At 53.3% G+C, this 26,650-nt stretch carries 25 protein-coding genes; 4 read left to right on the forward strand and 21 right to left on the reverse strand.

From position 1 onward, the window contains the following. Positions 1 to 62: 62 nt before the first annotated feature. Together LN341_RS12250 and LN341_RS12255 are read right to left on the reverse strand one after the other, a co-directional pair. Positions 63 to 698, reverse strand: coding sequence for a glutathione S-transferase family protein (locus LN341_RS12250; RefSeq protein WP_046218943.1), 636 nt, complete (start codon positions 696 to 698; stop codon positions 63 to 65). Positions 699 to 854: 156 nt separating this feature from the next. Next, the gene (locus LN341_RS12255; protein WP_234203439.1) at positions 855 to 2,045 is read right to left on the reverse strand and encodes an MFS transporter; all 1,191 of its coding nucleotides are present in this window, start codon (positions 2,043 to 2,045) and stop codon (positions 855 to 857) included. A 95-nt stretch (positions 2,046 to 2,140) separates the two neighbouring features. On the opposite strand from LN341_RS12255, the gene LN341_RS12260 reads away from it, so the two are divergent. Next, positions 2,141 to 3,049 carry a LysR family transcriptional regulator gene (locus LN341_RS12260; RefSeq protein ID WP_234203440.1) on the forward strand — a complete coding sequence of 303 codons (909 nt, stop codon included), beginning with the start codon at positions 2,141 to 2,143 and terminating at the stop codon, positions 3,047 to 3,049. A 96-nt stretch (positions 3,050 to 3,145) separates the two neighbouring features. On the opposite strand, the gene LN341_RS12265 is transcribed toward LN341_RS12260, so the two are convergent. Beyond that, on the reverse strand, positions 3,146 to 4,012 hold the full coding sequence (locus LN341_RS12265; protein WP_234203441.1) for a PhzF family phenazine biosynthesis protein: 867 nt from the start codon (positions 4,010 to 4,012) through the stop codon (positions 3,146 to 3,148). Between the two features lie 1,292 nt (positions 4,013 to 5,304). After that, positions 5,305 to 6,255 (reverse strand): phosphoserine phosphatase, encoded by a 951-nt coding sequence (gene serB / locus LN341_RS12270; RefSeq protein WP_046218946.1) that lies wholly within the window; start codon positions 6,253 to 6,255, stop codon positions 5,305 to 5,307. 113 nt (positions 6,256 to 6,368) lie between these two features. Between serB and LN341_RS12275 the strand changes: the two genes are divergently transcribed. After that, the gene (locus LN341_RS12275) at positions 6,369 to 6,986 is read left to right on the forward strand and encodes a YtjB family periplasmic protein (protein ID WP_046218947.1); all 618 of its coding nucleotides are present in this window, start codon (positions 6,369 to 6,371) and stop codon (positions 6,984 to 6,986) included. A gap of 154 nt (positions 6,987 to 7,140) precedes the next feature. Here the strand turns inward: LN341_RS12275 and deoD are convergent, their stop codons facing one another. The 14 genes from deoD to LN341_RS12345 form a co-directional block, all read right to left on the reverse strand. Beyond that, positions 7,141 to 7,863, reverse strand: coding sequence for a purine-nucleoside phosphorylase (gene deoD, locus LN341_RS12280; RefSeq protein ID WP_234203442.1), 723 nt, complete (start codon positions 7,861 to 7,863; stop codon positions 7,141 to 7,143). 91 nt (positions 7,864 to 7,954) lie between these two features. Beyond that, positions 7,955 to 9,175 (reverse strand): phosphopentomutase, encoded by a 1,221-nt coding sequence (gene deoB / locus LN341_RS12285; RefSeq protein WP_234205036.1) that lies wholly within the window; start codon positions 9,173 to 9,175, stop codon positions 7,955 to 7,957. A gap of 12 nt (positions 9,176 to 9,187) precedes the next feature. Continuing rightward, positions 9,188 to 10,519 carry a thymidine phosphorylase gene (deoA, locus tag LN341_RS12290; protein ID WP_234203443.1) on the reverse strand — a complete coding sequence of 444 codons (1,332 nt, stop codon included), beginning with the start codon at positions 10,517 to 10,519 and terminating at the stop codon, positions 9,188 to 9,190. A 164-nt stretch (positions 10,520 to 10,683) separates the two neighbouring features. Further along, on the reverse strand, positions 10,684 to 11,457 hold the full coding sequence (gene deoC / locus LN341_RS12295; RefSeq protein ID WP_234203444.1) for a deoxyribose-phosphate aldolase: 774 nt from the start codon (positions 11,455 to 11,457) through the stop codon (positions 10,684 to 10,686). Positions 11,458 to 11,849: 392 nt separating this feature from the next. Further along, on the reverse strand, positions 11,850 to 12,020 hold the full coding sequence (locus LN341_RS12300; protein ID WP_046218951.1) for a XapX domain-containing protein: 171 nt from the start codon (positions 12,018 to 12,020) through the stop codon (positions 11,850 to 11,852). Positions 12,021 to 12,328: 308 nt separating this feature from the next. Continuing rightward, entirely contained in the window at positions 12,329 to 13,618 is a 1,290-nt protein-coding gene (locus LN341_RS12305; protein ID WP_234203445.1) for a NupC/NupG family nucleoside CNT transporter, read from the reverse strand. Positions 13,619 to 13,830: 212 nt separating this feature from the next. Then, positions 13,831 to 14,640 (reverse strand): TatD family hydrolase, encoded by an 810-nt coding sequence (locus tag LN341_RS12310; RefSeq protein ID WP_234203446.1) that lies wholly within the window; start codon positions 14,638 to 14,640, stop codon positions 13,831 to 13,833. After that, positions 14,624 to 14,821 (reverse strand): hypothetical protein, encoded by a 198-nt coding sequence (locus LN341_RS12315; protein WP_234203447.1) that lies wholly within the window; start codon positions 14,819 to 14,821, stop codon positions 14,624 to 14,626. The genes LN341_RS12310 and LN341_RS12315 overlap by 17 nt, the downstream gene beginning before the upstream one ends. Positions 14,822 to 15,018: 197 nt before the next feature. After that, positions 15,019 to 16,599 (reverse strand): peptide chain release factor 3, encoded by a 1,581-nt coding sequence (prfC, locus tag LN341_RS12320; RefSeq protein ID WP_046218954.1) that lies wholly within the window; start codon positions 16,597 to 16,599, stop codon positions 15,019 to 15,021. 349 nt (positions 16,600 to 16,948) lie between these two features. After that, entirely contained in the window at positions 16,949 to 17,653 is a 705-nt protein-coding gene (locus tag LN341_RS12325; protein ID WP_234203448.1) for a hypothetical protein, read from the reverse strand. Between the two features lie 9 nt (positions 17,654 to 17,662). Further along, complete coding sequence (locus LN341_RS12330) at positions 17,663 to 18,667, reverse strand: 5'/3'-nucleotidase SurE (protein ID WP_234203449.1); 1,005 nt, start codon at positions 18,665 to 18,667, stop codon at positions 17,663 to 17,665. A 155-nt stretch (positions 18,668 to 18,822) separates the two neighbouring features. Continuing rightward, positions 18,823 to 19,965 carry a hypothetical protein gene (locus LN341_RS12335; RefSeq protein WP_234203450.1) on the reverse strand — a complete coding sequence of 381 codons (1,143 nt, stop codon included), beginning with the start codon at positions 19,963 to 19,965 and terminating at the stop codon, positions 18,823 to 18,825. A 25-nt stretch (positions 19,966 to 19,990) separates the two neighbouring features. Then, positions 19,991 to 20,866: a hypothetical protein gene (locus LN341_RS12340; protein WP_234203451.1), complete on the reverse strand. Its 876-nt coding sequence runs from the start codon at positions 20,864 to 20,866 to the stop codon at positions 19,991 to 19,993. A 68-nt stretch (positions 20,867 to 20,934) separates the two neighbouring features. Next, the gene (locus tag LN341_RS12345) at positions 20,935 to 21,414 is read right to left on the reverse strand and encodes an SCP2 domain-containing protein (RefSeq protein WP_304622690.1); all 480 of its coding nucleotides are present in this window, start codon (positions 21,412 to 21,414) and stop codon (positions 20,935 to 20,937) included. 207 nt (positions 21,415 to 21,621) lie between these two features. Between LN341_RS12345 and LN341_RS12350 the strand changes: the two genes are divergently transcribed. Next, entirely contained in the window at positions 21,622 to 22,629 is a 1,008-nt protein-coding gene (locus tag LN341_RS12350) for a peptidase U32 family protein (protein WP_234203452.1), read from the forward strand. Between the two features lie 12 nt (positions 22,630 to 22,641). Then, a complete protein-coding gene (locus LN341_RS12355) occupies positions 22,642 to 23,523 on the forward strand; it encodes a U32 family peptidase (protein ID WP_234203453.1) in 882 nt (293 codons plus the stop codon). Positions 23,524 to 23,575: 52 nt separating this feature from the next. Here LN341_RS12355 and LN341_RS12360 read toward each other — a convergent pair whose 3' ends face one another. The 3 genes from LN341_RS12360 to LN341_RS12370 all read right to left on the reverse strand — a co-directional run bounded on the left by LN341_RS12360 (position 23,576) and on the right by LN341_RS12370 (position 26,635). Beyond that, the gene (locus tag LN341_RS12360; RefSeq protein ID WP_046218959.1) at positions 23,576 to 24,133 is read right to left on the reverse strand and encodes an isochorismatase family protein; all 558 of its coding nucleotides are present in this window, start codon (positions 24,131 to 24,133) and stop codon (positions 23,576 to 23,578) included. 116 nt (positions 24,134 to 24,249) lie between these two features. Beyond that, a complete protein-coding gene (locus LN341_RS12365) occupies positions 24,250 to 25,797 on the reverse strand; it encodes an MFS transporter (RefSeq protein WP_234203454.1) in 1,548 nt (515 codons plus the stop codon). After that, complete coding sequence (locus tag LN341_RS12370; RefSeq protein ID WP_046219154.1) at positions 25,781 to 26,635, reverse strand: prephenate dehydrogenase dimerization domain-containing protein; 855 nt, start codon at positions 26,633 to 26,635, stop codon at positions 25,781 to 25,783. The genes LN341_RS12365 and LN341_RS12370 overlap by 17 nt, the downstream gene beginning before the upstream one ends. Between the last annotated feature and the right edge of the window lie 15 nt (positions 26,636 to 26,650).

A 26,650-nucleotide genomic window follows, 5' to 3' on the forward strand; every position in this document is an offset into this window, starting at 1 on the left:
AAAATACAGCTGTCACTTTTTTTGCTGTGAGGGAGCAGGCCCAGACATGACTAAAACACAGATTAGGCCCGCTTCTTATCGGCCAGTTCAAAATGGGCTATCTGATCCGCGTGTGCTTTTCTGAAAGCCGGACGCTCAGTTAAGCGAACGACATAAGCTTCCGAAGCCGGGCGATGACCGACAGCGCGCACTTGCGGGATGCGCAGCACATCAGCCATCAGCAGGTCCGCAACCGTAAACCGATCGCCAGCAAGCCAGTCTCGCTGGCTCAGTACAGCCTCGAGTTGCGTCAGACGTTTATCGACCCACCCGGTCAGTTCATTGTCCCTGTTACCGGATATCGTCAGAAACCACCAGGGCACACTGACCATTTCAATCGAATTGAGCGCAGCAAAGACCCATTGCAGCGTGTGCGCCTGGCCAGCAGCATCTTTCGGCATCAGCTGGTCAGACTGATGCGCAAGGTGTATCAGGCATGCACCACTTTCAAAGAGCTGCAGTTCCCCGTCGCTCAAAAACGGAACCTGACCAAAAGGCTGGCGGGCAAGATGATTGGTCTCGCGGTCATCAAACGGGATCGTTTGCACCTTATAGGGAAGCCCTGCCTCCTCACACGCCCATCGCAACCGCAGATCGCGCACAAATCCGCGCGGGCCTTGCGGCACCCAGTCTAACGTCCAGATAGTCAGCTCGCTCATGGTTCAGATCTCCTGCTGAGTCATATTGTGTTTCAGGGGGATTTAGCCAAGCTTAGCTGAATATTCCTGGTGAGGTTCATCCGGGCAAGGTGCTGACAACAGAAGCATTTTAAAAGAACAGCAATGCTTTACAGCTGTCCGAAAATGCATCAGGGACTACTCTGTCTCAGGTAACTGCAACGCTGTTTGAGCAGACGATTCACACAGCTGAGGCGAGATGGCAAGCACTGACAGCCCCACGAAAGCAATGGCAGCTCCCAGCCATATTACGGCATGCAGACTGAAACCTGCATCCAGTGTCAGGCCTGCCGCAAAGCTGCCGAACATAATCCCGGCATTAATCACAGAGGCGTGCAAGGTGTTGATAAAGGCTCGCTCTCCCTGGGGTAACGACATCAGTCGGCTGACCAGGGCCGGGTTGAGACTCACCCCACAAAAACCCAACAGGATCAGACAAATCACTGCCACCCAGCCAAGGTCGGCAAACAGTGCAAACGTCACAAAAACAGTGATCATAACAGCCAGACCGCCTATAATTGCTGCTTTCGCATGCTTCACAGCCAGGCCTGCAACAACATAGTTTCCAACCAGCATGCACACTCCGTAAACGAAGAGTAACCAGGTCACAGTCCCTTCCGGCAGAGCAGCCAGATCAGTCAGAATCGGTACAATAAAGCTAAAAGGCGCATAAACCGCACCAATCACACAAAAGCTGGTCGCAAAAACCCACCATAACCTCACATCTGCTACCCCTTTCAACTCTTGCTTTAACGGTTGCGAAGCTTCCGCAGGCAAGGACGGAACCGCCTTCAGCGTCAAGGCTGCGCTGAACACGGCCAGTGCCACGACCACATAAAAGCTTTCACGCCATCCCCAATATTCTGCAATCACTTTTGCCAGAGGCAAGCCGATAATGGTGCCCAACATGATACCTGCCAGCACCATTGCAACGGCTCGCAACGTGTCTTTGGGGGCGACCATCCTTGAACAAAGCCCAATCGATACCCCAAAGAATGCACCGGACACCATGCCTGTCACCGCTCGCGCCAGCATCAGCTGGGTATAGCCATGTGCCAGAGCGCCAAGGAGCTCGCCCAGGATAAAAAGGGTATACAGGCAAGCCAGAATCCTGCGTGGCGGGAAACGAGACAGTGCCAGCATGAGGATTGGGCCGCCAATGGCCATACTGGCAGCAAAAGCTGAAACCAGATAACCGACCTCAGCAATGGACACATCCAGATCGGCTGCCAGCGCAGGCATAAAACCCAACACCTGCAACTCGCAGGAAATCATGATAAAGATACCGAGACTAAGCAGGTAAATCCCTGAAGGTAGAGGAGATCGCATAAATTCATTCCAAATGACGTTTGAGATTCACTCAGTATCATTTATGAAATATGATTGATAAATACTTAAAAATCATTTCATTGATGACTTAAATCATGAATACTGATCTCAATGCCATCAGGCAATTCATTAAAGTGGCCGACCATCAAAGCTTCACCGTGGCAGCCACACAACTGGGTCTTACGCAGTCGGGTATTTCCAGGGCCATCAGCAGACTGGAAGCACAATTGGGTGTCAAGTTGTTACACCGCAATACCCGTAGCCTGAGCCTAACCGCAGACGGTGAATTATTTCTGTCTCGTGTCCGTCCATTAATTTCGGGCCTTTCTGATGCCCAGCATGAAATTCAGCATCATGGTCATGCGCCACAAGGCACGCTGAAAGTCAGTGCCCCTTCCGCATTTGGACGGGCGATCCTAATGCCAATCGTCAGTGAGTTACTGGAATCCCATCCGCAGTTAAACATCGAACTGGTTTTAACTGACCGAATCGTCGACATTGTTGATGAGGGATTTGATGCAGTCATTCGCAGCGGCCCCGTAGCCGATGCCCGAGTCATCGCCAGGCGCCTATCCCCGGCCAGTTGGGTCACAGTGGCTTCTGCCAAATACCTTGCCAGACGTGGTGTCCCACAATCTATCAACGAGTTATCACAACACAATTGCCTGAGAGTTCGTTTATCGTCAAGTGGATTGCTTAACCCATGGCGGTTTACGGATCATGGGAAGCCCATCAATATTGATGTAAGTGGAAACCTGATTCTGGATCATGGCGATCCTTTGGTTGAAGCAGCCGTCACCGGCACCGGAATTGTGCAGCTGCTGACTTTCTTCGTTCGGCCATATCTCGCCGACGGGCGCTTACAGGAAGTGCTTAGCCACAATGCACCGCCTCCCCAGCCATTGACTTTGCTCTACCCGCCATCACGTCAATATTCAGCCAAACTGACTGTGTTTCGCGAGGCGCTCCTGTCCCACTGGGGTGATCGAGCGGCAGACAGATGACGTGCAGGCGTGCTCTTGTTGACTGCAGTGCCGATCGACATCTCTTATCTCATTTCATGCAGCCGAAAACAGAATCAATCCATTGAAAAACAAAATTTATAAGAAGATTTGCTGCTGCCCAATCTCATGCGCATAACCGCCGACCATGACCTTGATGATGTCGTGCTCTTTCAGCTCAACGGCCGCAGTCATTCTTGAAGTGCAGTTCATCGCCCTGCCTTGCTCGAATATAAAACGATTCGAATGGTTACCACCAAGGTGCTTGGATAAATAGCAGGCTAAGGCACCACTGGCACTGCCAGTTGCGGATTCTTCCGGGATACCGAACAAAGGGGCAAAGTTTCTACAACTCGCAGTCAGGTCGCTGTCTTTCTCGCACAATTCAAACGCATGGAGACCCACAAGTTGGTGCTTTCTGCAAAAATCACTGAGTAACTCTTCATTGACCCGAATTTGATCTAAATACCCATGCGGCACGGGTACAATGATGTCATCCAGACCCGTGGAAATCACCTCGACAGGAAACCCGGTTGACGCCAGCACGGCTGCATCAATACCAATGAGCTCTGAGACAACCTCGTAACCCAGCTCCCCAAGATATTCAGGCAGCTTCTGCTCCATAACGATCTCGCCGTCAGGCGCGATAGTGACAGCCAGTAAGCCAGCTTTGGTGCGTTGAACATATTGCCCTTCGGATATCATCCCTTTTTGATACAGAGTAGAAAATGTAGCTAAGGTGGCATGACCGCAGAAATCGACCTCATCTGTGGTGGTAAAAAAAGACACTGCAAAATCGGCTTCGTCATCTTGAGCCACAAACGCGGTTTCTGAATAACCAACGGCCTTGGCGATGGTTAATTTTTCGTCGTCAGAAAGATGATCAGCATGTAACACCACGCCGGCAGGGTTTCCGCCGGTGCCATTGAAAGTGAAGGCGTTCACCAGATAAGCGTCTATTTTCATGAATCTGTTTTTCTCCGTAGAACAAATGGTATGCAATTCCTTTCAAAAGACTTTGCCACAGTGCGCATCATTAAGCCAACATGTTGTTCTGCAAAATATTTCAAATGACATCTATTGTTGCGAAACGCATGTCGTGCTTGCGTTCTGTGTTTTTTCGGCATGGATGGATGCGCGCCAGACACACTTTGTCTGCTCAAAGAGTGGCCAGAAAAGCCTTTTTGGATCTCTGGTGTTGTCCGGATCATTCATCTGACTAATGATGGGAAGACTCACAATATCAATTTTTGCGGAACATATGTCGCGCTTGAGTCCGGTGTTTCCTCAGCATTGTTTGAAGCGCGCCAGACACTCTTTGTCTGCTCAAAGAGTGCCCAGAAAAGCCTTTTTTGGATCTCTGGTGTTGTCCGGGTCGGTTGTAGGCGCTCCAAGCGCCGACAACCTAAAAATACATCCATGTATTTTTACCCTGGGGCTGTGACTGGCTATCCTTCTGAGGATGCTTTGCTGAATCCTTCAGTAATTCAAGCGACTGTCCTTGTCATTTCTCTAACTAAATAGCGGTGAGATTTACAACATCAATTCTTGCGGACATATGTCGCGCTTGAGTCCGGTGTTTCCTCAGCATTGTTTGAAGCGCGCCAGACACTCTTTGTCTGCTCAAAGAGTGCCCAGAAAAGCCTTTTTTGGATCTCTGGTGTTGTCCGGGTCGGTTGTAGGCGCTCCAAGCGCCGACAACCTAAAAATACATCCATGTATTTTTACCCTGGGGCTGTGACTGGCTATCCTTCTGAGGATGCTTTGCTGAATCCTTCAGTAATTCAAGCGACTGTCCTTGTCATTTCTCTAACTAAATAGCGGTGAGATTTACAACATCAATTCTTGCGGACATATGTCGCGCTTGAGTCCGGTGTTTCCTCAGCATTGTTTGAAGCGCGCCAGACACTCTTTGTCTGCTCAAAGAGTGCCCAGAAAAGCCTTTTTTGGATCTCTGGTGTTGTCCGGGTCGGTTGTAGGCGCTCCAAGCGCCGACAACCTAAAAATACATCCATGTATTTTTACCCTGGATTCGTGGCTGGCTATCCTTCTATAGTCATATCACAATTCATCGGCAAGTGATTTATTCTATGAAAACAGCATTAATCACTAGGTTCATTTGAACGCTTTTGTCTCTCAATAAATTACCCAAAACAGTATACTAAACTCTTGTAAACGCCGACTCACACTGGACTGCACACAAAAAAGCGAAACCGATTGGTTTCGCTTTTTGATTTTGGATATGGCGCCAGAATGCCTTACCAGCCGATTTTCTGCGGCCACAGGGTGGCAGACAGTATACACAGGACGCCGCCGAGATCGGCGTAGCGGACGGCGGCGGGCGCGGCGGCGACCACTTTTGGTTTGGCGTGATAAGCGATGCCCAGACCGGCAGCGGCCATCATCACCAGGTCATTGGCGCCGTCACCGACCGCCACTGTATTGTGCCTGGCGATGTCGTACTCTTCTGCCAGTTCGCGCAGGATGTCAGCTTTTGTTTGGGCATCGACCACGCTGCCGAGTACCTGACCGGTCAGCTTCCCGTCGACAATTTCCAGCTGGTTGGACTGGGCGTGCGTCAGGTTCAGTTCCTCTTTGAGATAGTCAGAGAAATAGGTAAAGCCACCGGAGGCAATCGCGGTTTTCCAGCCGTATTGATGTAACTCGGCCACCAGTTCGCGCATTTCCGGCATCAGCGGCAGCTGGCTGCGAACCTGCTCCAGAATCTCAGCACTGGCGCCTTTGAGGGTACCAACGCGCTGGCGCAGGCTCTGTTCAAAATCCAGCTCGCCCTGCATGGCGCGTTCAGTCACTTCCGCCACCTGCTCACCGACACCGGCCAGTTTGGCAATTTCATCAATGCATTCAATCTGAATGGCCGTAGAGTCCATATCAAACACCACCAGGCCTGGTTCGGATAAATCCGGCAAGTCTTTATAATGGGCGTAGTCAATCTTATTGGCGTCCAGCGCACGGATCAGAGAGTCGGACAAAGGGTTGGTCAGCAGCAACACGTCGTACTCGCCCACCTTCCAGGCGGCCACCAACGACAGGGTTTCCCCACTCTGGGTTTCCAGGCGCTCGATACGATCTGTGGTCAACGATTGACTGTAAATCACTGAAGCAACGTGTTTCACATCCAGGTTACTGCTGGCAACACAGTCTGGAAAGCGGGTATGAAGCGAAGTATGTTTTTTGATGGTCAGCACTGTATATCACATCCCTGTATAGGCGTATTCAACTCCCTTCAAAGTACCCTATTGCAATTTGTCAGGGCAAGTCCCAATATTGCTCAGTTAGCCTTATCGAAGAAGTCACGACTATGTTTAAGTTCAAAACTGTACGCATGCAGCGTATCTGGCAGTTTGTGGTATTGGCCGTTAGTTTTGCTGGCTTGATCACCATGCTGGAGTACGGCGCCCGGCTGAATCAGAATAACTTCAACATGCTGAGTGAGCAGACCCAGTCGCTGTCTCGCATTATCGCCCGTCAGGCAGCCAGCACGGCAGCGGGCGATATTCTCGACAAGCAGCAGGATAAACTGCAGGATCTGGTCAACCGGATTTCCGATGAACCCCTCATACTCGATGCCAGCATTTATGATCTTGAAGGGGTGCCACTGGCACAGACCGAAGATGCGATGCCGCTGGAACAGGTGTCCGGCCTGACCACGCCACTCTCAACCGCCAGCATCGGCCGCCAGCAACTGGTTCAACCCGTCATGACCGACGAAGGACAGGTGGTCGGCTTTCTCCGTCTGACACTGGAACACGGCAAACTGGTTCAGAACGCCGCGGATCAGATTGACAGTATGACCAACACAGTGCGCGGCATGCTGCTGGTCGCGTTGTTGATCGGTTTTATTCTGGCGTATACCTTCGGCCGCCGAAAAGACGTGTGGCATTTTCCGTTCCTGCTGACGGCAAACGCCAAGGATTAGCCACTCTCTCCTGAGCAGGAAAAACGATTGAAGCCCGGCCCAGGCACGAAAAGTGGAGACAAAAAAAGACGACCCTACGGTCGTCTTTTGCTTTGAGTCAGAGGCCGAAACCTCTTGTGCGCGTCCGCCTGTCTCCACAAGCGTAGACTCAAATTCAGGCGTCTTGATCACCCAGCAGGACAGATTCCAGGGCGATTTCCATCATATCTAAAAACGTGGTCTGACGCTCATCAGAGGTCGTCGCTTCGCCACGCAGAATGTGGTCAGACACGGTACAGATGGTCAGGGCTTTGGCGCCAAATTCTGCCGCCACCCCGTAAATCCCGGCCGCTTCCATTTCCACGCCCAGAATGCCGTACTTGTCCATGGTCTTGAAGAAGTCAAAATCCGGGTTGTAGAACAGATCAGCAGAGAACAAGTTACCGACTTTCACCGCGATCCCTTTGGCTTTGGCAGCATCCACAGCGTTTTGCACCATACCAAAATCAGCAATGGCCGCAAAATCGTGACCACCGAAACGGATGCGGTTCACTTTCGAATCGGTTGAAGCGCCCATGCCGATCACCACATCGCGCAGATTGACGTCATCACGCACCGCACCGCAGCTGCCGACCCGGATGATTTTCTTCACGCCGAAGTCTTTGACCAGCTCAGTGGCATAGATAGAACAGGACGGAATGCCCATACCGTGGCCCATCACAGAGATCTTGCGGCCTTTGTATGTGCCTGTGTAACCGTACATATTGCGCACATTACAGACTTCTTTCACCTCTTGCAGGAAAGTGTCTGCAATAAACTTGGCGCGCAACGGGTCGCCCGGCATCAGCACAACATCAGCAAAATCACCCATTTCAGCATTAATATGTGGAGTAGCCATCTGTTCGCTCCTTCAATTTGTTAAGTGCCTCATCCATTATGGACGAGGCCGTGACGCTTTCAGCGCCAAACCTCACCACACAGCGGTGCGGTTACAGAAAAGATTTACCGTAATCCATTGGCGAAGTACCGAAGTAGCTCGCCAGACTCTGGCCGATATCGGCAAAGGTCTCACGGCGGCCCAGTGAGCCAGCCGGGATCTTCGGACCACTCACCAGCACAGGAATGTGCTCACGGGTATGGTCGGTGCCCGGCCAGGTCGGATCACAACCGTGATCAGCCGTGATGATCAGCACGTCGTCTTCTTTCAGCTGCGACAGCAGCTCAGGCAGACGACGGTCAAAATATTCCAGCGCGGCGGCATAACCGGCCACATCGCGGCGGTGGCCGTAGGCGGAATCGAAATCAACAAAGTTCGTGAATACGATGGTGTTGTCACCAGCTTTATCCATTTGTGCCAGTGTGGCATCAAACAGGGCTTCCAGACCGGTCGCTTTCACTTTCTGGGTGATACCGCAGTGGGCGTAAATATCGGCAATTTTACCGACAGACACCACTTCGCCCTGCTTCTCTTCCACCAGTTTTTGCAGCACAGTGGCCGACGGCGGCTCAAGTGACAAGTCACGGCGGTTACCTGTACGTTCGAACTGGCCTTTGGCCGGACCGATAAACGGGCGGGCAATCACACGGCCGATATTGTAGTCTTCCAGCTCTTCGCGAACGATCTCGCACAGCGTCATCAGGTTATCGAGACCGTAAGTCTCTTCGTGACAGGCAATCTGGAACACGGAATCGGCTGAGGTGTAGAAAATCGGCTTGCCGGTTTTCATGTGTTCCTCGCCCAGATCGTCCAGCACCTGGGTGCCGGAAGCGTGGCAATTACCCAGATAACCCGGCAGTTGTGCGCGCTCGACAATGCGATCCAGCAGTTCCTGCGGGAAACTGTTGCTGGTGTCGCTGAAGTAACCCCAGTCGAACAAGACCGGCACACCGGCGATTTCCCAGTGGCCAGACGGGGTGTCTTTGCCGGATGAAATCTCAGCCGCGTGACCGTAGGCACCGGTGATTTCCGCCACAGGATCTAAGCCTTGCGGGAATTCACCGCAGGATTCTTCCGCCGCCTTGCCCAGACCCAGGCGGGTCAGGTTCGGCAGATTCAGCAAACCGCTGCGGTCGGCATTGTCGGCACGGCCTTCGGCACAGGCTTTGGCAATATGGCCCATGGTGTTCGAGCCCACATCGCCAAATTTGACCGCATCTTCAGTAGCACCCAAGCCAAAAGAATCGAGTACCAGGATAATTGCTCTTTTCATCATTGCTCCAATTTAGACATCTTCAGCACGGATACGGCGGTAAACCTCAGGGGTCGCCGCAGGTGCCTGCTCAGTGACTGTGACAGCCTGACGAACAGCCTGCGCAGCCTCCTGCCATTGTGCTTCACTGCGAGCATGGATCACGGCCAGCGGCGTCTGATTATCCAGTGTCTGCCCCAGACGGATCATGTCCGTCAGGCCGACCGCATCATCAATGCTGTCAGAGGCCACTTTCCGGCCACCGCCCATACTCACCACGGCCATGCCCAGTGCGCGGGTATCCATCGCCCCGGCAAAACCGCTGGTTTCCGCAAACACAGGTTTGATGATCGCTGCATTCGCCAGATAGTTGTCATAATTTTCAACAAAATCAGCCGGGCCGCCCAGGCCATGAACCATTTTGCCGAACCGCTCTGCTGCTGCGCCGTTATCCAGCACCGCCTGCAATTGAGCACGGGCCTCGCTTTCCGCTTTGGCCAGACCGGCGTTGAGCAGCATGTCGGCGCACAGCGCCATGGTGACTTCAAACAAACGCGGATTGCGGTATTCGCCGGTCAGGAACTGAACGGCTTCGCGCACTTCCACTGCGTTACCGGCGCTGGAGGCCAGAACCTGGTTCATGTCGGTCAGTAAGGCGGTGGTTTTGGTGCCGGCTCCGTTGGCCACGGCCACAATGGATTTCGCCAGTTCTTCCGAAGCGTCATAGGTTGGCATGAAAGCACCAGAACCGACTTTGACGTCCATCACCAGCGATTCCAGCCCTGCCGCCAGTTTCTTCGACAGAATCGAGGCAGTGATCAGCGAGATGTTATCGACTGTGGCGGTAATATCGCGGGTGGCATACACGCGCTTATCCGCCGGGGCCAGATCGCCGGTCTGACCGATAATGGCCACGCCTGCACTTTTAGTCACCTGGCCGAACACCTCGTTCGACGGCATGATGTTATAGCCCGGAATGGATTCCAGTTTGTCCAGCGTGCCGCCGGTGTGGCCCAGACCACGACCGGAAATCATAGGCACGAAACCGCCACATGCGGCGACCATAGGGCCGAGCATCAGCGAGGTCACATCGCCCACACCGCCGGTGGAGTGTTTGTCGACAATCGGGCCGCCAAAGTTCATGTAATCCCAGTTCAGCACCATGCCGGAATCTCGCATGGCACAGGTTAGTGCGACCCGCTCATTCATGGTCATGTCATTGAAGTACACCGCCATCGCGAAAGCCGCGATCTGACCTTCAGACACAGTGTCTTTGGCGATGCCCTGAATAAAGAAGTTAATTTCGTCTGGGGTGAGTGCGATGTTATCGCGCTTCTTGCGGATAATTTCCTGAGGTAAATACATAGGATGCCTCGACATGGCTGGGGAGAGACAATAGCGGCCCGGAGCGTCAGCAGCACGTGCCAACAGGCGCGGTCTTTCCCTTGAATTGGCAGTTTCCTGTGACAGCCAGCCGAGCCGGCTGCCACAGATCAGGTTCAGAATCGGTCAACCGATACCCAGCGGTATCAGTAGCCGCCTTCTGCAGCTTTTTCGCCTTCACCCAGCGTGTTGAGCAGGTTTGCCAGCAAGCTGGATGCACCAAAACGATAGTGGGCACTGTCTGCCCAGTCGGCACCCAGAATCCGATCAGCCATCGCCAGATACTGCTGTGCATCTTCTGCAGTACGCACACCACCCGCTGGTTTAAAGCCTACTTTGTCCTGTACGCCCATGTCTTTGATCACGGTCAGCATAATCTCAGCTGATTCCGGCGTGGCGTTCACCGGTACTTTACCGGTTGAGGTCTTAATAAAATCGGCGCCGGCTTTGATAGAAATTTCTGAGGCTTTGCGGATCAGAACCGCATCTTTCAGTTCACCGGTTTCAATAATCACTTTCAGCAGAATATCGCCGCAGGCGGCTTTACACTGTTTCACCAGTTCAAAACCCACGTCCTCGTTACCGGCAATCAGTGCGCGGTACGGGAACACCACGTCCACTTCATCTGCGCCGTAAGCAACAGCGGCTTTGGTTTCTGCAACAGCAATCTCAATGTCATCATTGCCGTGCGGGAAGTTGGTCACTGTGGCAATACGAACATCCGGCGTACCCTGCTCGCGCAGCTGCTTTTTAGCAACCGGAATAAAACGCGGATAAATACAAACCGCTGCGGTATTGCCGACAGGGGTTTTCGCGTTCTTACACAGTTCGATCACTTTCGCATCGGTGTCGTCATCGTTTAGTGTGGTCAGATCCATCAGTTTTAACGCACGCAGTGCAGCCGTTTTTAAATCGCTCATGACTTTCTCCAGTCGATTATGTTCTACCAAGTGTCCTGTTCTCTTTGCCCATTCAGAAAATGGCAATCCGAAGATTGTAGCCTCAGAGAAACAGAAGCGGACTTGATTCCATGAAGACTCAGGCGCTTTACCGCATGCCCGATCGACGTCCTTTTCACCGCGCAAGATGATGATCACCTTGCCAGCCATTCATTTTTACACCCTGACTCACAATATGATCAGGATGGTTGCACACAGACATCACTCATCTGCGATTTTACGCAGCCATTTTACCAAGGAGCCTAGTGGCAAACCATACAACAGGCGTTTCCCTGAGTGGATAATGTGTTGACTCGGCAAGCGGTGATCGTCTTCTGACCGCCCGACCATAGGATTACACTCAAGAGCCGGGCTCAGGAAAAGAAACGTTCGATCAGCCATTGATAAAGCTGTCCGCCAATAAACACGCCGACGATGCCCATCACCCCGGATAATACCGGGGGCGCCGGGATTGGCAGTTTGAGTGCGGAAAACATCAGCCCGACGATCACACCGGCCAGCAAAGCCACGATCACTTCATGCATACGGTCACTCCAGTTATGGGTGCCAGACCGGGAGAGCACAGCGGACCGGCCTGAAAACATTCACCGTTGGAAATACTCACAGAGTGTAGACCGCAGGCAACGAAGTGTCTGCTGACCCCTTAAGCATGCGCGCGAGGCTTGCGTGAAGAAAGAGCCAATTGTCCCTTTTTGCCGGCTTTTACCGGAAATGATTCAGATAGTTACTGTTTCTGTTGACTACCGCCAGCGTCAGCGGCAAAGAAAATGTGAGGCAAAAAAAACGCCACAGCGAGGCTGTGGCGTTTTCAATCTGATTGTTTCTGACTGAATTACAGTGACAGGAACAGACCTGCAATCGTTGCAGACATCAGGTTAGACAGCGTACCTGCGGCAACGGCTTTCATACCGAAGCGGGCAATGTCGTGACGACGGCTTGGTGCCAGACCGCCCAGACCACCCAGCAGGATCGCAATCGAAGACAGGTTTGCGAAACCACACAGGGCGAAAGAAATGATCGCTTTGGTCTTCTCAGTCATCGCTGCGCCAGTTTCAGCAACCAGCAGACCACCATCAGCCACATCTTTCAGGTATGGTGTGAAGTTCAGGTAAGCCACGAACTCGTTCACGACTATCTTCTGACCGATGAAAGAACCGGCAATCTGTGCTTCATTCCAAGGCACACCAATCAGGAAGGCCAGCGGCTGGAAGACATAACCCAGGATCAGCTCCAGCGTCAGTTCAGGCATACCGAACCAACCACCAACACCACCCAGAATACCATTGATCAGGGCAATCAGACCGATGAAGGCCAGCAGCATCGCACCGACGTTCAGGGCAAGTTGCATACCGGAAGACGCACCCGCAGCCGCTGCGTCAATGACGTTCGCAGGCTTGTCATCGTGACCTTCATCATCTTTATCAACGCCCAATTGATCCACAGGCGTTTCTGTTTCCGGCTTGATGATTTTTGCAAACAGCAGACCACCCGGTGCCGCCATGAAAGAGGCTGCAATCAGGTATTCCAGCGGTACACCCATAGAGGCATAACCGGCCAGTACACCACCGGCAACAGACGCCAGACCACCACACATCACCGCAAACAGCTCAGACTGAGTCATCTTAGGTACAAACGGACGCACAACCAGTGGTGCTTCAGTTTGACCCACGAAAATGTTTGCTGTTGCAGACATGGATTCGGCACGGGACGTTCCCAGCGCTTTTTGCAGTGCGCCACCCAGAATGTTAATCACAAACTGCATGATGCCCAAGTAGTACAATACGCTGATCAGTGCTGAGAAAAACACGATAACCGGCAGCACTTTCAGGGCGAAGACGAAACCGCCGCCACCGAAGACTTCAAACATCTTGCCTGAGACCAGACCGCCGAACAGGAAAGAAATCCCCTGATCGCCGTAACCGATCACATTAGCAACGAATTGTGATGCACCATACAGCACATCACGGCCTACCGGCACATACAGTACGAATGCGCCGAAGAAGAATTGAATGGCAAACGCGCCACCCACAGTACGTAAGTTAATAGCTTTACGGTTATCAGACAGCAGCACAGCCACAAGCAGCAGCACAACCATCCCAACCAGGCTCATAAACACGCTCATAGTTTATGGCATCCCTATAGTTAAATTTTGGCGTCTCGACAATTCGGCTCTCTCAAGAGTCGGGCGCATTATACGCATGGCAACTTACAGCATGTAATGCACACATCACACTTTGATTGGAAACCGAGTGAAAGTTGAATATCAAGTGTGATGAAACTCACACCAAAGCACGACCTGATGCATAAAGAAAAGCCAGAGAAATGTCAGAATCATCAAATTTGAGAAGGCAGTGCAAACAAAACTTCTGCATTTTTGCTAGTAGCAGCAGCGAGTACCGCCAATGATTCTGATCTCAGGTCAGCCAGAGCCGCTAACACGAAGGCGACTCTGTCCGGCTGATTTGGTTCTCCCTGGTAACCGGCCAACGGCATATCTGGCGCATCAGTTTCCAGTAGCAGTGCATCAAGAGGTAACTGACTCATTGTAGTTCGAGTTTTGTTCGCTCTGCGATAGGTGATCGTACCACCGACTCCAATTTTGATACCTAGATCAAGAAGTTGAGACGCTTGCTGCAAACTGCCACTGAATGCGTGATAAACCCCTCCCCGAATTGGCGGGCAGGATTTCAGGCAACGGATCAGTTCAGGAAAGGCTTTGCGGCAATGAAGGATCACCGGCAGGTTAAAATGATTAGCGAATTCCAGTTGCCTGAGCAGCCAGTCCATCTGTTGCTGCCTGTCTGCCGCGGCAATCGCAAAATCCAGCCCGCATTCCCCGACCGCTACACAGCGGTTGCCCGCCTCCTGACTAACTTTTTCCAGCATCTTCTCCAGCTGGGCCAGTGTGTCGGCATCATGCTCGGAGGCAAAATACGGGTGCATGCCCAGCGCATAGTAGAGCGCTGGCTGTGCAGGTGGTGCCGGACGGGCACACAGGGTCTGGATAAGCTGCCAGTTTCGCGCCCCGACCGAAGGGATCACGATATGGCTGACACCAACCTGCCCGGCTTTAACCAGATAGGGCTCGGGATCAGCGGCAAACGGCGGAAAATCAAAATGGCAGTGGCTATCGATCAGCTGCACGCGGCTCATCCTCTGGTGCCGTTTCACAGGCCTTCCTTCTGGCAGCGCGCTGCGCCGGATGGCGGGCATCGTCTTCATCATAACGAACCGGAGCACAACAGCGCCGGTTTTCCGGTACAAAACCCATACGCTCGCACCAGGCATCGTAGCGGGCCAGCCAACGGCGGATCAGAGTTAACATCGCACTCCCCTTTTCGGATGCAGTGAGTTCGGAATGATTATGTCTGGCATAGTTTGAATACAGAACAGTATCACGCCTGAGCCGGGCGACATCAAGTCAACGGCTGGCAACAGGCGCGATACGATAAAAAAAGCCCCTGAAATCAGGAGCTTTTTCTTTCTTCAACGATTCACAGATTCATCATGAACCGTCAGGCATCAGTGCTCGCGGGTGGCGCGGAAATCCACTTCAGGGAAACGCTCTTTCGCCAGATTGAGGTTGACCATGGTCGGGGCGATGTAAGTGAGATTATCTCCACCGTCCAGCGCCAGATTGACCTCATTCTTGCGACGAAACTCTTCGAATTTCTTGCCATCGGCACATTCAACCCAGCGGGCGGTGGCAACGTTGACGCTCTCGTAAATGGCTTCCACGTTGTACTCAGATTTCAGACGGGCAACCACCACGTCAAACTGCAGTACACCGACCGCGCCGACGATCAGATCATTGTTCATCAGCGGACGGAACACCTGCACCGCCCCTTCTTCCGACAGCTGGACCAGGCCTTTCAGCAACTGCTTTTGCTTCAGTGGATCTTTCAGTCGGATACGACGGAACAGTTCCGGTGCAAAGTTCGGGATGCCGGCAAACTTCAGGCTTTCCCCCTGAGTAAAGGTATCACCAATCTGAATCGTGCCATGGTTGTGCAGACCAATGATGTCACCGGCATACGCATTTTCAGCGCGGGCACGGTCACCAGCCATGAAGGTGACGGCATCCGAAATGCTGACAGTCTTACCGGTACGGACATGGTTCATTTTCATGCCTTGCGTGTAAGTGCCTGACACAACGCGCATGAATGCAATCCGGTCACGGTGTTTCGGGTCCATATTGGCCTGAATCTTGAACACGAAACCGGAGAACTTCTCTTCGGTCGCTTCAACTTCACGCTCGTTAGCCTGACGTGGCAGCGGCGCAGGCGCCCACTCAGTCAGGCCGTCCAGCATATGGTCCACACCAAAGTTACCCAGTGCCGTACCGAAGAATACCGGCGTCAGCTCCCCTTTCAGGAACAGATCACGATCAAATTCGTGCGATGCACCCAGCACCAGCTCCAGCTCATCACGCAGCTGACCGGCCAGCTCCTCGCCGACGGCCGCATCCAGTTCAGGGTTGTCCAGGCCTTTCACTATCCGGACTTCCTGAATGGTGTGACCCTGACCGGTGGCGTACAGAATGGTTTCGTCACGGTGAATGTGATACACACCTTTGAACTCTTTACCACAGCCAATCGGCCAGCTGACCGGCGCACAGGCAATGTTCAGCTCACTTTCCACTTCATCCAGCAATTCCATCGGATCGCGGATGTCACGGTCGAGTTTGTTCATGAAGGTCACAATAGGCGTATCGCGCAGACGGGTGACTTCCATCAGTTTCCGGGTCCGGTCCTCAACACCTTTCGCCGCATCAATCACCATCAGACAGGAGTCTACGGCAGTCAGGGTACGGTAGGTATCTTCCGAGAAATCCTCGTGCCCCGGGGTATCAAGCAGGTTGACCAGACATTCGTTGTACGGGAACTGCATCACAGAGGTGGTGACCGAGATGCCCCGCTCTTTTTCCATTTCCATCCAGTCGGATTTAGCATGCTGGTTAGAGCCGCGGCCTTTGACCGTACCGGCGCGCTGTAAGGCGTTTCCGAACAGCAGTACTTTTTCTGTAATGGTGGTTTTACCCGCATCCGGGTGAGAAATGATGGCAAAGGTGCGGCGTTTGCCCACTTCAGTTAAAAAAGACATATTCAGTGAAGATCCAGTTATCGAATGAAGTCAGCCCAGGCGAGATCCGCGAAAACGCGGCGCCCGGTATGTCAGTTGAGTCTTGCCCGGAACTAGCCGGGTGATGGCTGATTAACCTGTGGTTACATCCTGGCCTCTGTTTGCTCTTCTGTGCCGTAACAGGCAATAGGGGATGACTTGGGTATATGATGGCGGAATTATACGCAAAGTCTGCGCAAAGAAACAGTCACTCGCCACGCAAGCTGCTGCCAACAGGCAAACGAAGAAGCATCACTGAACGGAAATCGGCAACAAGCCAGTCTGTGCTGCCCTGTCGCCGAGGATTTTTATGCGTTCGGAGCAAGCTTTTCTAGCCGGCAACCTTAACCCAGACCTGAGGAAAATCTGCTACCTCAGTCTGAAAGTTCAGGCTGAACAGTGTGTCATTATCGACCACGGTTTCCGCATAAACCTGTGAGAAAGGCAGATGACAAGCGTTGTTGGCGTCGACTGTCATCACCCGGATGGTTTCCAGCGAAGCCGATGCCGCAAAGCGCACACCAGACTCACAGTGCAGACCGGTAATACTGGCATTGCCCTGTTCGTCCAAACTCAGCGTGTATAGCTGCCCGTCCCAGATCGCCTGGTACTGGCCCGCCACGAAGCCAGCATGTTGGGCTGTCGAATCGGCGACCAGGCGGGTTGCACCTTCAGGGGTGTCGCACACAAAGGCGTTTTGCTGTGCCTGGCATTGATAGTGTATTTCAGCAAAATAATAGGTTGTTTGCTTCTGTCCGGCAGCAGGCTTTTGCGCCAGGAATGAGCTTTGGTGTTCCCTGTCATCCCAGAGGGTCAATAGCGGCAGCCGACCACTTTCTGCGATGAGCTGTACCTCAACCGGATTGCCGTCGGCATCCTGAGCCACAGCGCGATATACCCCGCTCAGCGCGGCCTGACCGGCATCTGTCGCGCCACTTTCTTTCCCATTGTCTGCGCTGTTCTCCTTGTCTGAGCCATTACACCCCGCCAGAACAAGCCCCAGCATCAGGCACAGAAGACGTGAATAGTTTTTCATCGCGACCTCCTAGTTCAGACCCAGCAGACGCTGCTCAGTCAGGGAAACCTTGGCTCTCGCTGCCTGAACATTGCCGTCTATGGTACTGATCGTGATATACCCCGCCTTCACCGCATTGCCTTCGGAATTGGCGTTGGCATCTCCGGCATCCCCCATGCCGAACGAGAGCCCTTGCTTGCCCTGCATCGCCGCCTGTGCGGTGGCTTGCGCGGTTACCTGATCCATGCCCCCGGCCATCAGCTTCTGCACCATATAACCCATCAGCACCGCATCACTGGACAGGTCATCGCTGAACTTCAGCTCGATACCGCCGCTGTTCCAGCCCACATCCGTCAACTTGTAGCCCAGATGATTTGACATATCTTCCGGCGTGTTGATATTCAGGCCGGTATAAGCCGGCAGTAACGGGCCACCAGCCGGACGGCTGCTTTCCAGCGTGGCCACCACCTCAACCACAGCATTTGCCACCAACTCAGACTGAGCCGCATCATGCGCAGTATTCTCATGGGCGCTGACGGCAATCGCCGGGATCCCGCGGCTCAGTGCAATCATAGTTGCCCCTAAAGTCCCTGAGTTGTTGTTCATGAAGCCCAGATTGTTTCCTTCATTCGGGCCGGAAATCACCAGATCAGGCGCCTTGCCCCAAACAGTTTGCGCAGCCACATCAATACCATAGAGCACAGCCATCACAGGTGTGCCTTCGGCATAGTCTTCAAACGCCACACTGGTGTCGGTATCGCCGACACAGAATTCATGCTCTGAGGCTTTCGTTTCATCCACACTGACCGGTTTCAGGAAGGTCATTGCCCCCCCTTTGCCGCTCTGGCCTGTACAGGGCGCCGACATAATCACGTGATGTCCGGCAGTCACCAGGGCTGCTTTCAGAATCTGAATATTTTGCGTATCCCAGCTGTCATCGTTGGTCAGCACAATATTCATGGCCATCACGGGCGCACTGATAACAGAAGCAGAGAGAAGGCCGGCAGCCAGCAGTTTTTCCATTGCGAGTTTCATTGTTATTCCTACAGTAAGTTCAACATCATCCTCCCTGTATCAGGAGGGTGCGCTTACTTTTGCGAAATCACATGACGACTCTGTGACACGGCGGACCACACCGGCATTAGAGATATCTAAAAAATAAAATCTATTATTTTCAATCAATTAAAAGTTTAGCTTGCAATGGTGATTTTTTCTGGAGATATCTTTAAACGGTATTCAGCCTGTGGATTGTCATCCCCTTTCCGGCTGGCAAAGAGCGCGCTTTCTGAGGCTTCCTCACCCAGCACCGCAGAGAAGGCTTCTTTGATCTTACTGCGGTTCTGATCCAGCGATTTGGCTTTCAGCCCGACCTGTTCCAGCTCACGAATGGCCCGGCCATGCCCTGCGTACTGATGCATCAGTGCCAGCAACGAGTGAGCCAGCTCCCTGTCGGGTTTATTGGACGGCGGATTTCTCACCCATCCTTCAGTGTCCTGCTCTTTGCGTTTCAGGGCATACCAGAACAAGTACAGCGCCGGGGTAACGGATAAAGCAATGGGGATTCCGGCAAAGCACACCTGCACTTTGCCGCCGGTGACATCAAAATGCAGTTCAGGGGGCTGACTTGCGCGCGTCAGCAAAGACATCACATATTGCTGCTCCGAGCTGAACGTCGCTCGGTTCGTTTTGATCAGTGTCTCGAGCAGGCTGCCGTTGATATTCTGTGCCGGGTACAGGGCGCGAAAATGGAGAACACCGGCTTTGATTTTCGAGCGTTTTGGCACCCTGTTCTGATGAAGCCAGGCAGTTTCTTGCTTGAACAGCAGCGTGATCAGATGTTGGTCTTCGTCCCGGACAGGTTTGCCAATCCAGTGCCAGCCCAGCGCTGTGACTGACGCCAGCAACAGCGTGAGACTCAGCCAGGGCAGCGGCTGGATGCGACAGTCGATCTGCAACCAGGGCTGCGGGGCTTCCGCTGAGTCGTGCCACCAGCTCATCGACCAGGGCAACCAACGGCTGTGGCCGGCCGATCCCGGCTCTCCTTGTCGGCCAAACTGATACAGAGAGCTGTGGCACTGCTGGAGCTGAGACAAGAGCAGATTGCCCTGAACGCCGTCCAGTTCCCGTGCTAATCGCTGGCCCAGCAACTGTTCCAGCGCTGGCGCAAACTGATAATCTGCACTGTCCTGCCAGGCGGTCGCAAGCACAGGCTCGACATGGTCTGCAATCACGCTCAGGTAGGCTTGATAGCGCCCGAATGAAGAGCCCGCCAGTATGATCAGGCCATACAACAGCGACAACCACATCAATGAGGAGGAACGAACTAATGTCATGATGAACAACCTGAGCAATGCCTGATCACAAAGACGATAAGGTCTTTTGAATGGCCAGTAACGTTTGAGATGAAGAGACCCGGGAGCTGATGTACCAGGCCCCGGAAGAAACCTGAGCGGCAATCAACACTTTGGACCGCACCGCCGCAGAGCGGGACAGCGGGCTGAAACTCGTATCCGCGACGACATCCACCTCGCCACTCAGCAAGGCTTGCCCCAGAGCGTCCCGCGAGGGATAAAACCGGATTTGCCTGTTATCCGCTGCGATTTGCAGGCTATTGAGCTGATTCATAGGTAACTGATAGCCGGACTGACTGAACGGATCATCCAACAGGCCCACTCTGAGCTGCTCAAAGTCACGGGGATTGCCCTGAAAACCTGCTGCAGTGGCATACCAGTAAACATCATATCCGGGCAACGTCAGCAAGGGTTGGTAATAGTCCAGATAACTTGGACTCATACCGTTCAGCGCATAATCCCGCCCCCACATCACATCATAAAACTGGCTGTAAATGTGTGCCGGAACGAACGCACTGCGCGATTGCCAGAACACTCGGACATCGCTGTAATGGTTCAAAATTGCAGACTGGGCGCACAATCCTTTCAGAATCGGCAGGGACAACTGGTGAACCGGCGTGAAGACTCGCAGCGGTTCGGTTGCGCGCGCCGAACCCTGAGCGGCACCGATATCACGGCAAGACACCTGATTGTATGCTGACATCGTCACGACCGGCGCCGCCGGAGTGAGACTCCAGGCCAGCAGTAAAAGTACAGCCAGCACCACAGCTGACCGCGCCCCAAAATAGAATAATTTTCCCCGCCATTGCTGCTCAACGCACGGGTGATCTTTTCCCGCCCATTGCGCCGTGAATCGCCGGGTTTGCCGTTTGACTGCATCCATGCCTGTTCATACCCGCATCCCTTTGCTGCAAGCAGCATAAACAGCCACTGTGAACCTTGTATGACAAGTTAGTCAGTACCGCACAATGTTGCCGCTTTGGACAGCAACCCGTTGAACGATACGGGCAATTTATCAAGCTCAAGGCTGTCCAGCAGATTTTTGACCGCCAGACCTAATTCCGTATCTCCCGCCATCGTTAACCGGCGCTGGAAGAAAAGCGTATCGGGATCCACCTGACGGGCAGCGATACGGATGAAATCCTGGCTGCAGGCTTTCATCACCGCATTCGGTGCAGGCACAGAAGGCAACACCACCAACCTTCCGGTTATCAGCGTCAGGGTAAACGACCAATCCAGATCTGCGATGGCGATCGTCACCGTCCGATCGGCCAGAAAATCCAGCTCCCCTTCAGATAAAGCATCTTTCAACACCACAGCCAGCGCCTGCTCAATCAAGGCCTTGTGGACAAAAAACGGCGCCAGCCGGCAATGGTATTTCAACAACTGCGGTGCCAGCTCTGTAAAGCCCGGCAATCTTTGCAAATGCACTGTGAATCCCTCTGTCATCATTGTGAAGGCATCAGCTTACGGGAAATACAAACGGCACTTACTGCGATACATCAATCATCCGGACCAGCGCAGTGCCCCCAAAGGGGTATCGTGTTTGAAAACAAGAAAAAACCTGCGTGATATCAAAACCGTCTCCCGCCAGCTTTTTATGATGTCCTTTTCTTTTAACACTCAGGGAGCCCAGTGATGGAACTGCTCTGTCCGGCCGGTAATTTACCCGCACTCAAAACCGCCGTCGATCATGGCGCCGATGCGGTCTATATCGGCTTCAAAGATGACACCAATGCCCGCCATTTTACCGGCCTGAACTTTGACGGCCGGAGACTCGAACAAGCCGTGGACTATGTCCGCCAGCACAACCGAAAACTGCATGTCGCCCTCAATACCTTTGCCCATCCCGACGGTTTCAGTCGCTGGCAGCAGGCGGTCGACAAAGCCGCCGCACTGGGTGTTGATGCCCTGATTGTGGCGGATATCGCGATCCTGGATTATGCCGCCCGCCGCTACCCTGAGCTGGAACTGCACCTGTCGGTTCAGGCCTCGGCGACCAATACAGCAGCGATTGCGTTTTACCGTGATCACTTCAACGTCAAGCGGGTCGTGCTGCCTCGTGTGCTGTCCATTCACCAGGTAAAACAGCTGGCCCGCAATAGTAAGGTCGAGCTGGAAGTCTTTGCCTTTGGCAGTTTGTGCATCATGGCTGAAGGCCGGTGTTATTTATCTTCTTATCTGACCGGTGAGTCGCCCAACACAGCCGGGGCCTGCTCGCCGGCTAAATTTGTCCGCTGGCAGGAAACCGGAGACGGGCTGGAATCGCGCCTGAACGGTATTTTGATTGACCGTTACCGCCAGGGTGAAAAAGCCGGTTATCCCACTTTGTGCAAAGGTCGATTTGACACCCAGGTAAACGGACGGGAACAACGGGGACATGTTCTGGAAGCACCGACCAGCCTCAATACCCTCAGTCTGCTTCCTGAGCTGTTCAGAACGGGGATTACCTCGGTCAAAATTGAAGGCAGGCAACGCAGCCAGGCTTATGTCGAGCAAGTCACCCGCACCTGGCGACAGGCAATCGACAGTTACCAGGCCAATCCCGAAGCCTATCAGGTTCAGTCCGCATGGGATCTCACGCTCAGCCGCCTGTCGGAAGGCGCACAAACCACACTGGGCGCTTACCAGCGGCAGTGGCAATAACAGGAGCAACGCATGAAGTATTCATTAGGGCCACTGTTGTACTTCTGGCCAAAAACGGCGGTCGAGTCTTTCTATCACGCAGCCTGCAGCAGTGACGCCGATATCGTCTATCTGGGCGAAACCGTGTGTGCGAAACGGCGGCTGATGAAACCCGCCGACTGGATGCTGCTGGCCCGGGAGCTGGCCGCTGCGGGTAAAGAGGTCGTCTTGTCCACGCAAGCGCTGCTGGAAGCACCCAGCGAAATCAATGTCATGAAGAAATACATTGAGAACGGCGAATTCAGTATCGAAGCCAATGATGTCTCCGCCATCCATCTCGCCCACCAGCAAAATATTCCCTTTGTGGTTGGCCCGGCGGTCAATTGTTATAACGCGCAGACCTTACAGATTTTCGTCAGGCAGGGCATGACACGCTGGTGCATGCCGGTCGAGCTGTCGCGGGACTGGCTGAATCATATTCTGACCGATTGCGATGCTCTGGGGATCCGTCACCAGTTTGAAACGGAAGTCTTCAGTTACGGCTATCTGCCGCTGGCCTATTCCGCCCGTTGCTTTACCGCCCGAGCGGAAGGCAAAGCCAAAGACGACTGTCAGACCTGCTGCATCCATTACCCGCAAGGCTTGGCTGCAAACAGTCAGGAAGACCAGCGACTGTTCACCCTGAATGGGATTCAGACGCAATCCGGCACCTGTTATAACCTGATCAAAGATCTCGCCAGCATGGAAGGACTGGTAGATGTGGTGCGCATCAGCCCGATAGCCAAAGAGACTCTGGCCACGCTCAGTGCATTCAAACATGACGGCGCGACAGCTGAAACGCCTTCAGTGACCCATAGCATGCATTGCAATGGTTACTGGCACCGGCTGGCGGGTATCGACACCGGATCGGTGTGATTCTAAACCTGGCATTCAACCTGCCGGACACGACTTCCGGCAGGTTTCCGGGCTAGCGCTCAGCCAGTAAAGCCAACAATGCCTCTGTGGTGCCTGTTTCACCCAAACGGGGAAAGATACGTTCCAGTGAATTATGATGCGCGTAGACATTCATGTCCGTCATGGCATCTGTACAGAGGGTGACATTCAATCCAATCTCATACGCCTGACGAGCGGTCGATTCCACACCAATACTGGTCGCGATACCGACCACCACCACTTGCGTCACCGACAAGGCATCGAGCCTTTCTGCCAGATCCGTATGGCTGAACGCCCCCCAACTGCGTTTGGTGATACAGATATCATCTGCTTGAGGTGACATCGCCGATACCAGTTCGGTCCAGTCGCTGGCTGGCTCGCCGCCACTGCGGGCTTGCTCAGTCCGCCCAGGCGAACCGCCGGCCACATTCACCAGAACAACCGGTAACTGATGATGCCGAAACGCCTCTGCCAGCCTTGCGGCCTGTTTGACAACAGCCCCCGCATCATGGGCCAGAGGCAACCCCACGATGCCTTTTTGCAGATCAATCACAATCAATGCAGTACGACTGTCCAGTTGTGTCAGCGGCATACCACCACTCCTTAAAGTTTCACCTACCGATACACTATAGTGTCGAAACCGTCAGCACTGCTGAATTAGTCCTTCAAAACAAAAAACGGCCCTGAAAAAGGGCCGCATTTTTGTTCTCAGTCTTGCATCTCAGTTGCCAGTTCAGCGCTCTCCGAACTCGGTAGCTTGAGGTATTTGAGCACAATAAACACCACTGCCAGCACAGTCGCCGCAACGCCCAGGCTGGTCAGCTGTACACTTTGCGTAAAGGCCTGTGAGGCAGATTCGAGCAGAGAATCCGCCCATTCACCACTCAACGTCTGGCTCACTGCATAAGCGCCGGGTAATGTTTCTTCTGCCTGCATCACTGCGGAGACATCAATCCCTGCTGGTGCCACAAAATGAGCCCGATATAGCCAGGCAACCGCCCCACCAATCAGTGTCGTCCCTAACACCACACCCGCTTCATAGGCAGTTTCACTCACGGAAGATGCACTGCCTGCGCTGTCGGCCGGAACCGACGACAGAACCAGATCATTGGTCACCGTCGTAATCGCCGCCACCCCAATATTCAAGAATGCAAACGCAACGGCAATGGTCAGCATCGAGATATCAAACAGCGCAAAAATCATAAACGCAGCGCCGGCTAATACCAGGCAAAACGCAATCACCCGGTTGGGTGCGATCCGCTGTACAACAGGTACCACAGCCATCCCAGCGACAATCGCTAAGACCTGGCCCGGCACCAAATTCAGGCTGGCCACTAACGGGGAACTGCCCAGGACAATTTGCATCAACTGTGTTGCGAGATAGATAAATCCGATCAGCAGACCAAGGCTGACCAGATTCACTGCAATCGACACTGAAAATGCCGGGATGGTGAACAGCTTGAGATCCAGCAACGGATCTTTTAAGACCAATTGCCGGCGTACAAACAGCACACCAAACACCAAGCCGCAGATAAAGGTCGAGATAGCCCATGCATCAATGCCTTCTGTTGCACCATGTTTCAGCGCAAACATCAGGCTCACCATGGCCACCAGGCTTAACGTAATGCTCCAGTAGTCGATACTGAATGCAGGTTGCTTTTCCGATTCAGGCAGACAGAACGGTGCAAAAAGGATGACAGGGGCTAAAAATGGCAAGGCGACTAAAAATACCGATTGCCAGTCGTAATACTGCAGCAAGACACCGCCCACCAGAGGCCCCAGCGCCGAGCCAATGGTCAGACACGTGGCCCAAACGGCCACCGCGATGCGCCTTTCTTCCCTGTCTTCAAAGGCCGAACGGATCAAAGCCAAAGTCGCAGGTAAAATCATCGCCCCGAAAAAGCCCAACACCGCCCGACCCGCAATCAGATGCCAGGCCTGTTGGGAAAACACGACAATCAGCGACACAGCGGCAAAACCGCTACAACCGATAAACAGCATTTTCCTGTGGCCGAGTCGATCGCCGGCTCCCCCCATGGTGACGAGTAGTCCGGCCAGAACAATAGAATAAGCATCAATAATCCACAATTGCTGAGCGGCAGAAGGGCTCAGTGCAGACGCAATGCGCGGCAGTGAAAAGTTCAGAATGGTGTTATCAATCGTTACCAAAAGAACTGGCAGCATGATGACAAACAGTGCCAGTGCTTTTGAGCGATCTTTCAAAATAGCAACCAGTGGATTAGCGGCTGTGCTCATCTTGTCCTCCCGTGTTAAGCGTCATTAATGTCTGAAAAATACACGCGGCCTCCTGCTCAGACTGAGGCAGTATTTCCTTTAAATGTTCTCTGGCATCAACCAGCTGAGCGACAAAAGCCGAATAATCATCGCTTTCTACCTGTGAATTTAATCCTGAAAGTGAAGCCATCAGCCCATCGCGCTGCTTTGCGGCCGCTTGGTTACAGGCCTGAATATCCCAGTAGGTTTCAGGCTCATTGGCGAGGATCCGGGCCGCCAGGCTCAATAATGTTTTCATGGGCGGCGGGGCGATTTGGTAAATAACCTTGATATCGCAGCCTTGGTTCACCAATGCCGTCAGGAAAGACAGAATTGCAGCATGCGGCAACGCCTGACAAAGCGCCATATTGTTATCATGATCATCCGGGTTCATCTGCGAGACCTGCATTCCCTGCCTGGCCAGCAGTGCCGATATCATGGCACCGGCCTGGCTCTGAGCCGGTTCACAAACGACAACCGGACGTCCGTGACAAGCCAGTTTGGGTGAAAACATAGGATTCACTCCGACACTACTGACAGACGGCAGGCAGTCTGCCGCGATCTGATGGAAGGGCACCTGTACTGAGCAGGTATTCACAACGACATCCACTGAGGTCAGCAAAGGGGCATAAGTCATCAACGAGGCCGCTGCAGCTGATTCGGGCAGCGCAAAAACAACACCGGAAGCCGCTTTTATTTTTTCTGTCAGTGCGCGATCAAGATAGCGCACATCACTGATCACATAGTCCACCGGGTATGCAGGCGCAACTTGATCTGCAACGGTGACCGAGTGGCCTTCAGACGCAAGTAATGTCGCCATGAACTGTCCAACGAC

Origin of the sequence: Photobacterium sp. TLY01, assembly GCF_021432065.1 — a bacterium.
GTDB classification, from domain to species: Bacteria; Pseudomonadota; Gammaproteobacteria; order Enterobacterales; family Vibrionaceae; genus Photobacterium; species Photobacterium halotolerans_A.